The organism is Chromobacterium haemolyticum DSM 19808, assembly GCF_000711885.1.
Taxonomy (GTDB): domain Bacteria; phylum Pseudomonadota; class Gammaproteobacteria; order Burkholderiales; family Chromobacteriaceae; genus Chromobacterium; species Chromobacterium haemolyticum.
Map to the genome: position 1 here is coordinate 242718 of NZ_JONK01000005.1, position 10976 is coordinate 253693.

Annotated in this window: 8 protein-coding genes and 2 tRNA genes; 5 read left to right on the forward strand and 5 right to left on the reverse strand. The window is 62.6% G+C overall.

Annotated elements, in window-relative coordinates; translation table 11 throughout:
- Positions 1 to 22 precede the first annotated feature (22 nt).
- The 3 genes from BR71_RS04850 to BR71_RS04860 are packed head-to-tail and all read right to left on the reverse strand — an operon-like array spanning position 23 to position 1957.
- A complete protein-coding gene (locus tag BR71_RS04850; protein WP_043633381.1) occupies positions 23 to 385 on the reverse strand; it encodes a Rieske (2Fe-2S) protein in 363 nt (120 codons plus the stop codon).
- On the reverse strand, positions 361 to 1020 hold the full coding sequence (locus BR71_RS04855; RefSeq protein ID WP_043633384.1) for an HAD-IA family hydrolase: 660 nt from the start codon (positions 1018 to 1020) through the stop codon (positions 361 to 363). The genes BR71_RS04850 and BR71_RS04855 overlap by 25 nt, the downstream gene beginning before the upstream one ends.
- A 1-nt stretch (position 1021) precedes the next feature.
- Positions 1022 to 1957, reverse strand: a complete 936-nt coding sequence (locus BR71_RS04860) for an RluA family pseudouridine synthase (protein ID WP_019101520.1) — start codon at positions 1955 to 1957, stop codon at positions 1022 to 1024.
- Positions 1958 to 2479: 522 nt separating this feature from the next.
- Here BR71_RS04860 and BR71_RS04865 point away from each other — a divergent pair.
- The 4 genes from BR71_RS04865 (at position 2480) to BR71_RS04880 (ending at position 8842) form a co-directional block, all read left to right on the forward strand.
- A complete protein-coding gene (locus tag BR71_RS04865) occupies positions 2480 to 5422 on the forward strand; it encodes an Rne/Rng family ribonuclease (protein WP_043633387.1) in 2943 nt (980 codons plus the stop codon).
- A gap of 95 nt (positions 5423 to 5517) precedes the next feature.
- Positions 5518 to 5593: transfer RNA gene (locus BR71_RS04870), tRNA-Asn, on the forward strand.
- Between the two features lie 244 nt (positions 5594 to 5837).
- A complete protein-coding gene (locus BR71_RS22750) occupies positions 5838 to 7280 on the forward strand; it encodes a sensor histidine kinase (RefSeq protein ID WP_156038815.1) in 1443 nt (480 codons plus the stop codon).
- On the forward strand, positions 7277 to 8842 hold the full coding sequence (locus BR71_RS04880; RefSeq protein WP_052370336.1) for a diguanylate cyclase domain-containing protein: 1566 nt from the start codon (positions 7277 to 7279) through the stop codon (positions 8840 to 8842). Before BR71_RS22750 ends, BR71_RS04880 begins: the two co-directional genes overlap by 4 nt.
- A 55-nt stretch (positions 8843 to 8897) precedes the next feature.
- Here BR71_RS04880 and BR71_RS04885 read toward each other — a convergent pair.
- A tRNA-Ala gene (locus tag BR71_RS04885) sits at positions 8898 to 8973 on the reverse strand.
- A 466-nt stretch (positions 8974 to 9439) separates the two neighbouring features.
- Here BR71_RS04885 and BR71_RS22755 point away from each other — a divergent pair.
- Positions 9440 to 9781 carry an H-NS histone family protein gene (locus BR71_RS22755; RefSeq protein ID WP_052370337.1) on the forward strand — a complete coding sequence of 114 codons (342 nt, stop codon included), beginning with the start codon at positions 9440 to 9442 and terminating at the stop codon, positions 9779 to 9781.
- A gap of 353 nt (positions 9782 to 10134) precedes the next feature.
- On the opposite strand, the gene BR71_RS04895 is transcribed toward BR71_RS22755, so the two are convergent.
- Positions 10135 to 10899 carry an FCD domain-containing protein gene (locus tag BR71_RS04895; RefSeq protein WP_043633390.1) on the reverse strand — a complete coding sequence of 255 codons (765 nt, stop codon included), beginning with the start codon at positions 10897 to 10899 and terminating at the stop codon, positions 10135 to 10137.
- Positions 10900 to 10976: the final 77 nt, after the last annotated feature.

Consider the following 10976-nt stretch of genomic DNA (forward strand, 5'->3'; position numbering starts at 1 on the left):
AATTCCAGGAGTCTAGCAAAGTTCACGACGGCATGACATTGATGCAGATATTGCCGTCCTGCTCGAAGACGGGCACGGCGATCAGCCGCTGGCCGCGGCAAGGGCCGGACACGCAATAGCCGGTGTGCGCTTCGTAGCAGGCGCCGTGCATGCTGCATACCAGATAACGGCCGCTGAGGTCGAAGACTTCGCCGTCGCGCAAATCCAGCTCCACCGGGATGTGGCGGCAGGCGTTGACGTAAGCGTAGACCTTGCCGCGGTAGCGCACGGCGAAGGCGGACAGCGGGGGCGCGCCGTCCGCCTGTTCGATCTCGAAGCGCCAGGCGCGGCCGCCGTCCTGAAGCTCGGCCGCGGCGCAGATTACCCGAGTTTCGGCAGCAGCCATGTCTGCAGCTCGGGGTAGGAATGGAACAGCGCCAGCGGTCCGCAGCTTTCCAGGTGTTCGCTGTCGTGGGCGCCGAAGCTGACCCCCACGCTATGGCAGCCGGCGTTGCCGGCCATCAGCAAGTCGTGGCTGGTGTCGCCTATCATCAGCGTGCGGCGAGGGTCCGCGCCCAGCATCTCGGTCAGCGACAGCAGCATGTCCGGGTGCGGCTTGGAATGGCATTCGTCCACCGTGCGGGTGGCGTGGAACAGCGGGCCGAGTCCGGTTTGCTCCAGCAGGCGGTTGAGGCCGGCGCGGCTGTTGCCGGTGGCCACCGCCAGAAAAACGCCGCTGTCCGCGACGGCGTTCAGGCACTCCACAGCGCCGTCGAACAAGGTCACTTGATGCTGGTTGGCGTGGTAATGATGGCGGAAGGCTTCGGTCAGGCGCGGCAACTGCTCGGCGGTGGCGGCCGGGCAGGCTTGTTGCAGCGCCTCGGCCAGCCGCAGGCCGATGACATGGCTGGCCTGTTCGCGGCTGGGAACGGGCAGGGACAGGTCGGCGCAAGCCTGCTGGATGGACTGGCTGATGTGGGCGGTGGAGTCCATCAAGGTGCCGTCCCAGTCGAAGACGACCAGATCGAAGCGAGTGTTCATCTCATGACCTCAAGATTTTCAGGAAGCGCTCCAGTTCCGGCGGCAGCGGCGCTTCCAGTTTCAAGGGTTCGCCGGTCAGCGGGTGGGGCAGGGACAGGCTGCGCGCGTGCAGGAACATGCGTTTCAGGCCGCGCTTGGCCAGTTCCTTGTTGAGCGCGAAGTCGCCGTATTTCTCGTCGCCGGCGATCGCGCAGCCGTTGGCCTGCATGTGCACGCGGATCTGGTGGGTGCGGCCGGTGCGCAGGTGCGCTTCCACCAGCGTGAATTCCGCAAAGCGTTCCTTGATCGCGAAATTAGTGTGCGCGTACTGGCCGTTTTCGGCGTCGCTGACCCGCACGCGGCGTTCGCCGTCCGGGGTGTGGAACTTGAACAGGGGCAGCTTGACCTGGCGGGCGTCCTCCGGCCACTGGCCTATGCCCAGCGCCAGGTAGCGTTTGTCCGGCACGTTGGCGCGCATCATGTCGTGCAGCTTGGTCAGCGCGGAGCGCTTTTTGGCCAGCATCAAGAGGCCGGAAGTTTCGCGGTCCAGCCGGTGCACCAGCTCCAGGTAGCGCCAGTCCGGGTGGGCCTGGCGCAGCTGCTCGATCACGCCGAAGGACACGCCGCTGCCACCGTGCACCGCCACGCCGGCCGGTTTGTCTATCACCAGCAGCGCGTTGTCTTCGTAGACCACCGGAAAGGTGGCGGCCGGCACGTTCTTTTCCGCGCGTTCGGCCACGCGGATGGGCGGAATGCGCAACTCGTCGCCGGCCTGCACGCGGTAGGCGGCGTCGATGCGGCCCTTGTTCACCCTCACCTCGCCGGAGCGCAGGATGCGGTAGATATGGCTTTTGGGCACGCCCTTGAGCAAACGCACCAGATAGTTGTCGATGCGTTGGCCGGCGTCGCCGTCGTCCACTTGGACGAAGGAGACGGAATCTTTGCGAATGTCTGTCATATTGCTTATACTTCTGGCGCTGTCCCAAGGTGTGTTGCACCAAGATGACGGCGAAATGTCAAGCCAAGGTCACGGCATGTTGCGTGGCGCTGCTGCAAGAGGTTAGAGACGGCCGGCAGGGGTTTACAGACCCTGACCTGATGCCGCTCGCGACGTTTGCAGCCAAGGTTAACTCGCTCACCGAAAAGCAGCGATGGTAATGCATTTGTACGCATAACGCACTCACGAGTATTCCATTTCCTGATGCTAAGCCAGTCAGGAAATTTTGCAGCGAAGTTTGACCCGGCATGCTAGCCCCCCTGCACTGTATGTCCTGCCCTTTGAGGCAGGCCGGCGATCCCGGAGCGCCAATTGCGCACATGAGTCAGGTCTGCGTGTGATCGATTTTCAGGAAGTAGGCTTGTCAAAACTGTTTTTTTCGATCTTTACATCGACACTTCTTTCGGAAAGCGCCCATCAATAGTCACTGGGCCGTCAAATACTGGCTGCATCCCTTGCGTGAGTGCCGCGCAAGGAATGTAAATGAAACGCATGTTGTTCAACGCAACGCAGGCTGAAGAGCTGCGCGTTGCCATTGTCGACGGGCAGAAGCTCGTCGACCTCGATATCGAGACTGTAGGCAAAGAGCAGCGCAAGGGGAATATCTATAAGGGTGTGATTACCCGTATCGAGCCCTCCCTTGAGGCTTGTTTTGTCGATTACGGCACCGAACGCCACGGCTTCCTGCCGTTCAAAGAGGTGTCCCGTTCCTATTTCCAGGGCTATGACGGCGGCCGTCCGCGCATTCAGGACGTGCTGCGCGAAGGCATGGAAGTCATCGTGCAGGTGGAGAAGGACGAACGCGGCAACAAGGGCGCGGCGCTGACCACCTATATCAGCCTGGCCGGCCGTTACCTGGTGCTGATGCCCAACAACCCGCGCGGCGGCGGCGTATCGCGCCGCATCGAGGGCGAGGAGCGTCAGGAACTGAAGGACCTGCTGTCGCAGCTGGAAGTGCCGCATGGCATGAGCCTGATCGCCCGCACCGCCGGCATTGGCCGCAACCTGGAAGAACTGCAGTGGGACCTGGGTTACCTGATGCAGCTGTGGCGCGCGATTGAAGGCGCGGCCGGCGCTCAGAACGGGCCGTTCCTGATTCTGCAGGAAGGCAGCCTGGTGATCCGCGCGATCCGCGACTATTTCCATCCGGACATCGGTGAAGTGCTGATCGACACCGAGGAAATCTACGATCAGGCCCGTCAGTTCATGAGCCATGTGATGCCCAACATGCTGTCGCGTGTGAAGCTGTACAAGGATCATGTGCCGCTGTTCTCCCGTTTCCAGATCGAGCACCAGATCGAAACCGCCTTTTCGCGCAGCGTGCAGCTGCCGTCCGGCGGCGCCATCGTGATCGATCACACCGAAGCGCTGGTGTCCATCGACGTCAACTCCGCGCGCGCCACCAAGGGCGCCGACATCGAAGACACCGCGGTCAAGACCAACCTGGAGGCGGCCGAGGAAATCGCCCGCCAGCTGCGCTTGCGCGACCTGGGCGGCCTGGTGGTGATCGACTTCATCGATATGGAAAGCGCCAAGAACCAGCGCGACGTGGAAAACCGTTTGCGCGACGTGCTGAAGCACGACCGCGCTCGCGTACAGATGGGCAAGCTGTCCCGCTTTGGCCTGCTGGAGCTCTCGCGTCAGCGTCTGCAGCCCAGCCTGGGCGAAACCAGCCATGAAACCTGCCCGCGCTGCCACGGCATCGGCTTCATCCGCGGCACCGAGTCCTCCGCTCTGCACATCCTGCGCATCATCCAGGAAGAGGCGATGAAGGAGAATACCGGCGCGGTTCACGCGCAGGTGCCGGTGGACGTGGCCACCTTCTTGCTCAACGAAAAGCGTTCCGAAATCCATTCGATCGAAGAGCGTCTGGACGTGGACGTGGTGCTGATCCCGAACATTCATCTGGAAACCCCGCATTACAAGATCGTGCGCGTGCGCCACGACGATGTGGCCGAAGCCGGCGAAGCGCCGAGCTACAAGCGGGTGGAAGTGCAGGAAGAAGACGTGATCACCAACTTCGGCCTTGAAAAGCCGAAGCTGGAGCGCCAGGAAGCCGCGGTCAAAGGCATTACCCCGCAACAGCCGGCGCCGTCGGTGGCGGCCAAGGTGGCTGAGCCGGAGCCTGGGCTGTTCGGCAAGTTGGGCGCTTGGGTCAAGAGCCTGTTCGCCGAGCCGGAAGCGGCCGCTCAACCGGCCGAGAAGAAAAAGCCGGCAGCGCAGCCGCAGCAGCGCGGCAACCGCCAGCGTAACGCCGAACGCCGCCCGGGTGGCCAGGCGCGTCGTGAACACGAGCAGCGCCGTCAGGGCGCCGACGAGGCCAAGCCGCGTCGTCCGGAGCGCGCCGAACGCGGCGAGCGTCAGGACGGCGAGCGTCAGGAGCGTCCGGAACGCAAGGAGCAGCCGCAACGCGAAGAGCGCCAGGAGCGCGGCGAGCAGCCGCGCAACAGTCGCCGCCGCGAGCGCGAAAACGGCCGCGAAGGTGGTCGTGAAAGCCGCGAGCCCCGCGAACTGAAGGACGCGCAGCGTCAGCAGCCGGCGCGCGAAGAAGCGCCGCAAGAGCGTCCTGAGAAGTTGGAAAAGCAGGAGCGTCCGCAGCAGGAGCCGCGCCGTCGTCAGGCGCCGCAGGCGGAAGAGCAGGCTTTGGAGCTGAACAAGCCGGCGGCCGACGAGGTTCGCGCCGAGGGCGACGCCGAGCAGCAGGAGCGCAATGAGCGTCGCCGCCGTCGCAGTCGTCGTGATCGTCGTCGCGACGATCCGTCCGCTGCGCCGCAGGAAGAGGGTGCTGCTCTGCCGGCGGCGGAAGCTGCGCCGGTTGCGGCAGTGGCCGCAGTTGTTGTCGGCGCGGTAGCGGCGGAAGTCGCCGTGGACGCGGTGGCGGAAACGGTTCCGGCCGCGGCGCCTGAAGCCCCTGTGCTTGAGCCGGTGGTTGAGCCCGTTGTTGTCGAAACGGCGCAGCCGGTGCGGGAAGCGTTCGAAGCAGTGGCTGCGGCCCCCGTGCTTGAGTCCGCTGCGGCGGCTGAACCGGAATTGCCGGTAGTTGAAGCGGCCGCGGCGGCTGAGGCTGCTCCGGTTGTTGAGACGGCTCCGGTTGAAGTGGCTGTTGTGGTGGAGGCTGTCGAAGCGTTTGCCGCGGCGGAGCCGACGCTTGCGCCGGAACCGGTTGCCCTGGCCGCGCAAAGCGAGCCGGAGCAGGCGGAGCCGGAAGTCGAGGCGCCGGTGGTGATTGAAACCCGCGCCGTGGCCGCGTCTGAACCGGTAAGCCTGGGCGGCTTGGTGATGGTGTCCACCAAGTCGGTGGTCGAGGCGCCCGCTGCGCAAGAGCCGGTGGTGCCGGCTGGGCCGCGTCGTCGCGACGTGACTCGTCAGGCTCAGCAAGAGGTTGCTCCGGCGGAGCTGGTGCAGGTGGAAACCCGCAATCCTTGAGCGCGGTTTGAGATCCGGGGCGCAGGCATTTTGCGCTCCGGGTATTGACGCTGCCTTGGTGCTTGGTTAATATACCCCTCTCTCGCAAGAGATGTTCCCTGATAGCTCAGTTGGTAGAGCGACGGACTGTTAATCCGCAGGTCGCAGGTTCGAGCCCTGCTCGGGGAGCCAAAATTCAAAGGCCACGCATTGCGTGGCCTTTTCCATTTCCGCGCGTTCGTCGCGGCCTTTTCTCTGTTTCTCGCCGCTCCGGCGCGTTCCCCGATTGATTGCGCTAAGCAATTCTAACAGTTTGCTTCCCATTCCATACGTCATATAACACAAGCTAATGGCGGCTTGACTGTCTTGCTGGCCGCTTGAGCGCGGCCATTCGGGGTTGTGCGGGGCGTTGAGCGGCGCGGCGCGAGGAGGCTGGGTGACGGAATCTCTGGTGGGTGAAGACGGTGTGCTGGATGACGCGGAACGGCTATTGTCCGATGTGCTGGAGGCCGTCCCGGTGGGGCTGGCGCTGATTGACGGCCAGATGCGCTATCGGCTGCTCAACCAGCGTTTGGCGGAAGCCAATGGCTTGCCGCGTTCTGCTCATTTGGGGCGACGCGTGGCGGAAATGTTGCCGCGGATCGGCGAATATTTGGAATCGTTGCTGAGGCGGGTGATTGAGAGCGGAGAGCCGGTGCTCGATTTCTGCGTCAACTCCAAGGTGGGGCTGGACGACGGAGAGGTGCTGAGGGAGTGGCAGGTCAGTTATTTGCCGTATCGCGAATCGACGGGCGAGGTGGTGGGGGTGGTGGCCGTGGTTCGGGATGTGGCGGCGGAGCGGCGTGCCGAGCGTCTGCGCGGCGAGGGCGAGGCCCGCTTGCGCATGGTGGTGGACTCCGCCTTGGACGGGCTGGTGATGATAAATCAGAGCGGGCGCATCTTGATGGCCAATCATCGGGCGGAGGCGATGTTCGATTATCTGGGGGTCGGCATGGAGGGTCTCATGATTTCCAGTCTGGTGCCGGTGCGGTATCGCGATGGCCATGGGCGGCTGATCGAGAATTACATGAGCCGTCCGGAGGCGCGAGAGATGGCGCGCCAGCAGGAGATTTTCGGGCTGCGGCGCGATGGAGGCGAATTCCCGGCGGAAATCGGTCTGACCCCGGTGCGCGACGGCGGGGAGTTGCAGGTGTTGGCCACCATTACCGACATCAGCGCCCGCAAGGCGGCGCAGGCCAGTCTGGAGCGGGCGCTGAAGGAGAAGACCGCGCTGCTCAACGAGGTGCACCACCGGGTCAAGAACAATCTGCAAGTCATTTCCAGTCTGCTCAATCTGCAAACGCGCTCGGCGCCGCCGGAGGCGGTGGCGGTGCTGACCGAGTGTCAGAATCATGTGCGCGCAATGGCGTTGATCCATCAATTGCTGTACGAGTACGGCGATTTTTCTCGTATCCACGTGGGTGTTTATCTGGAGAGGTTGACCCAGTTGCTGGGCGGCAGCATATCGGATGCCGGGGTGCGCTTGCGATGTCGCGGCATGGACGCCGTGGTGCACCTGGGTATGCAGCGGGCGATTCCCTGTGGCCTGCTGGTGAACGAGTTGGTGACCAATGCGCTCAAGCACGCTTTTCCCGGTGGGCGCGGCACGGTGGAGGTGGCGCTGGAGCGGGAAGAAGATGGGCGTTGCCGGATTCTGGTCTCGGACGACGGGGTTGGCATTCCCGAGTCAGTGAAGCTGGGGGAGGTGAGTTCGCTGGGTTTTCGCCTGATTCCCACTTTGGTGGGGCAGTTGAAAGGCGTGGCCAGGCTATTGCGGCCCGAGGCGGGCGGTGCTTGTGTGGAAATCGTGTTCAGCGACGAGTCGGAGAACGCGGAATGAATATGGGCAACGGTTTGTTGATTGTAGAGGACGAAGGAGTGGTGGCGCTGGACTTGCAGACCAGCCTGGAGTCTTTGGGGTACCGGGTGCTGGGCGTGTGCGCCAATGCGGATGACGCGGTGCGACGGGCGGAGGCGGATCAGCCGGATCTGGTGTTGATGGATATTCACCTGGACGGCGATGTGCCGGGAACCGAGGCGGCGCGCGTGATACGCGAGCGCTTCCAGATTCCATCCATCTTTCTGACGGCTTACGCCGAGGACGATATGCTGCGCAACGCGGAAGTCAGCGCGCCGTACGGCTATTTGCTGAAGCCTTATCAGTTGCGCGAACTGAATGCCTCGGTGCGTATGGGGTTGGCGCGGCGCAGGGCGGTGGAGGCGGCCCGTTTGGGGGTGTGGGAATGGGGTGGCCGGCGCGGCGAGATGGTGTGGGCGGAGGAGTTTCTGGACGCGTTTCCATTCTCCGTCGCGAAGAACGGGCGGCCTGCCCTGCTGGGCATGGCGGAGGCCGAGGCCGCCGAGCTGGCTCGGGATCTGGGGTCGGGGCGGGCCTTGCAGAAAACGTTGAAAATCAACGCGGAGGGCGCGGTAAGGTGGGTTGAGTTGTGCGGGCGCAACTTTGCCGCGGAGGGGGAGTCGGCGCGTTGGGTGGGCGTGGCGCGGGACGTGACGGAGGCGTATCTGAGCGAAGTCAGGCTGAGGCAGGCCAGTGTGGTGTTCCAGGCCAGCGCGGAAGGCATTCTCGTGTTGGACCACGCGCGCCGCATTGTGTCTGCGAACGAGTCCTTTTACCGTTTGACGGATTTGAGCGCGGAGGAGGCCTTGGGGGAGGATCCGGACGTCTGCCTGCATGTGGAGCCGCACGGAGAGGCTTTTTACCGCCGTTTGGAAGGCGAGAGGTATTTTTGGCAGGGCGAGGTGATGTGCCGTCGCCGGAATGAGGTCTTTCCCTGTTGGCAGCATGCGTCGGTGGTGAGGGACGTTGAGGGAAGGGTGAGCCACTATGTGCTGGCGATCTCCGATATTTCGGCGATCCGCGCGGCGGAGGCGCATATTCACTTTCTGGCCTATCACGATCAGTTGACCGGCCTGGGCAATCGCCACTTTCTACAGGTGGAGCTGGAGAAGGAGATCATCAGAGCCAAGCGCCGTAATGAATGCATTGCGTTGCTGTTTATCGATCTGGATGGTTTCAAGGCGGTGAACGACGGCTGGGGGCACGAGGCGGGCGACGCGCTGCTGGTGGCGATGGCCGAGCGTCTGCGGCAGCATGTGCGCGGGGAGGATTTGGTGGTGAGGCTGGGTGGGGATGAGTTTCTGGTGGTGGCGCCCGGTCTGGATCGAGAGGAGGCGTGCGGCGTCATGGTGAGGCGGTTGTTGTCGGTATTGGCGCAGCCGGTGGCTCTGGATGGCGGCGAATGCTCGGTGTCGGCCAGCATTGGCGTGGCGTTTTTTCCGGAAAACGGCGGCGATCTGGGTGGTTTGCTGCATGCGGCCGACAGGGCGATGTACGAGGCCAAGCGAGCGGGGAAAAACGAGTTCAGGATGGCGGCTGAATAGTATTTTCCGCCGGAAAGAATAAAAGCCGAAATCGGTTGATTTCGGCTTTTATATTTGGTGGAGATAAGCGGGATCGAACCGCTGACCTCTTGCATGCCATGCAAGCGCTCTCCCAGCTGAGCTATACCCCCACGTATTGCCTTGTTCCTTCCCGGCTATTCGCCCGGTCGGTCTCGACAGGAAGCGAACTATACCTAGGCTTTTCAGGCTGCGCAAGGCTTTTCTAAAAATATTTTCCCAGACGGCGGTGGGCTGTGAAAGAAGTCAAAGGAGGGAGGGGGCCGGTCTTTCGTGCCATGGGTTTGGATGGGGGCGGCGCGCGCGCTGACGATGCCATGCCCGCGAGCGGCAAAGGCGTGATTTCCTAGGAAAAATCAGTTTTTTCCTATTCCAAGCCATTGGGGTGCTGGCGATAGAATATTCAAAGAAAAACAATTTGTGTGCCGCATTAGCGTAAAGCGTTAATACCGGATGATATGAAAACCTGGGGCAAATCGACAGCTAATGATGGATGGCATAGACATGAAAATTGAGCGACAACGGTTGGCCGGCGTTTGGAACAGAAACGAAAATCCGGCAAAGCTTTAGGAGGCGTGTATGCATAAAAAAGTGTTGATCAACGAGGAGTTGCTGGATTCCTGCTCGGACCAGGCGCTGAAGGACGCGGCGGTTTTTCTGTTGAATACGCTTACCGACCGCATTCAACTGCGCCAACAAAAAGGGATAGAGGAAATTGAGCGGCTAGCGATGGCTTACGGCTTGATTCTGCCCAAGCTCTACGCCAAGAACGGCGTAACGCCAAAGTACCAGAACCCGGCGATGCCGCACCAGACATGGTCCGGACGAGGCCGGCCGCCAGTGTGGTTGGTGGAGGCTGAAGCGAGGGGGGAGAACCGGGAGCGCTTTGTGATTAAGAGTCAGAAGAAGTTGCAGGTCTAGCAAGGCGGAGAGCCGGCCGTTGTCGCACTGAGCCTATGCCGGCGCCCGCCGGCGGGCTCATGCGCCGGTTCAGCGTTTCGCCAGCTGCGGCGAGACAAGGTGAAAACGGCTGAGAACGCGGAATGGTCAAGTGGCGCATGAGCATTTCGAAGCCGGTTTCAACGCCCTTTATCCATCCATCCCGCCGCCGCGCAGCAGACCATGAACAGGTTCTAAGAGCGGCTAACAAAAATCAGTTTTACGGCTGAGGCAAGGCGCGCCGACGCAGGCAGTACTTGAGTACGGCAAGTTGGCGCAACGCAGCATCAGGACTATTGTTAGCCGCTCTAAGCGCAGCAGATTTTGCCCTGGCGCTAAGGGTCCAGATGCTCCAAACGCATGCGCGCCCGCGCATCGCGTTCCGCTTGCCGCCGCCGGCTTTGCAGCGTGGTGGCGACAAAGTCCAGATGTTGTTCCACCGCTTGCTGCGCGGCGTCCGGCCGTTTGTCGCGGATGGCTTCCCAGATGGCCAGATGCTGTGCGCGCAAGGCGTCCGCCACCTCCCCCACGGCGAACAGATCCGCGATATTGTCTTTGACGTGCCGGTGCAGCATGGCAAGCAGGCTGCCGCTCAAATGCGCGAACAGCACATTGTGCGAGGCTTCCGCCACGGCTTGGTGAAAGCGCACGTCGGCCTGGGCCTGTTGAGTCAGGTCTCCTCCGTCGTAGGCGTCCTGCAATTGGCTCACGCAATGCTCCAGCCTCAGCAAGTCCGCCGGCGTGGCCCGGCTGGCCGCGCCGCGCGCCGCCGCGCCTTCCAGCACCCGACGGAATTCCAGCAAATCGCCGTGCAAATCCTGATGTTGGTTCAGCAGTTTTTCCCAAGGGTCTGAAAACGCGGTTTCCAGCCGGTCCGTCACCCAGGTGCCGCCACCCTGGCGGCTGCTGAGCAGGCCGCGTGACGCCAGTTGCTGTATCGCTTCGCGAAGCGAGGGGCGGGACACGCCGAACTCCTCGGCCAGCTGCCGTTCCGGCGGCAGGCGGTCCCCCGGCTTGAGCACGCCGTCCAGGATGCGTTTTTCCAGTTGTTCGACGATGACGTCGGAGAGTTTGGGGATGTTCAGTTTGGGATAGGCCATGGCGCCGGGCTTGTTCGTTCAGCGAAAGTGGTCAGACCAGAGTGAGTGCAGCTTACCACAGCCGAATGGGGAATCCG

Bases quoted from the DNA above. Each gene is read 5' to 3' on its own strand.
- BR71_RS22755 (WP_052370337.1), top strand. From the start codon at position 9,440: ATGCATAAAAAAGTGTTGATCAACGAGGAGTTGCTGGATTCCTGCTCG.
- BR71_RS04880 (WP_052370336.1), top strand. From the start codon at position 7,277: ATGAATATGGGCAACGGTTTGTTGATTGTAGAGGACGAAGGAGTGGTG.
- BR71_RS04860 (WP_019101520.1), bottom strand. From the start codon at position 1,957: ATGACAGACATTCGCAAAGATTCCGTCTCCTTCGTCCAAGTGGACGAC.
- BR71_RS04855 (WP_043633384.1), bottom strand. From the start codon at position 1,020: ATGAACACTCGCTTCGATCTGGTCGTCTTCGACTGGGACGGCACCTTG.
- BR71_RS04895 (WP_043633390.1), bottom strand. From the start codon at position 10,899: ATGGCCTATCCCAAACTGAACATCCCCAAACTCTCCGACGTCATCGTC.
- BR71_RS04865 (WP_043633387.1), top strand. From the start codon at position 2,480: ATGAAACGCATGTTGTTCAACGCAACGCAGGCTGAAGAGCTGCGCGTT.
- BR71_RS04850 (WP_043633381.1), bottom strand. From the start codon at position 385: ATGGCTGCTGCCGAAACTCGGGTAATCTGCGCCGCGGCCGAGCTTCAG.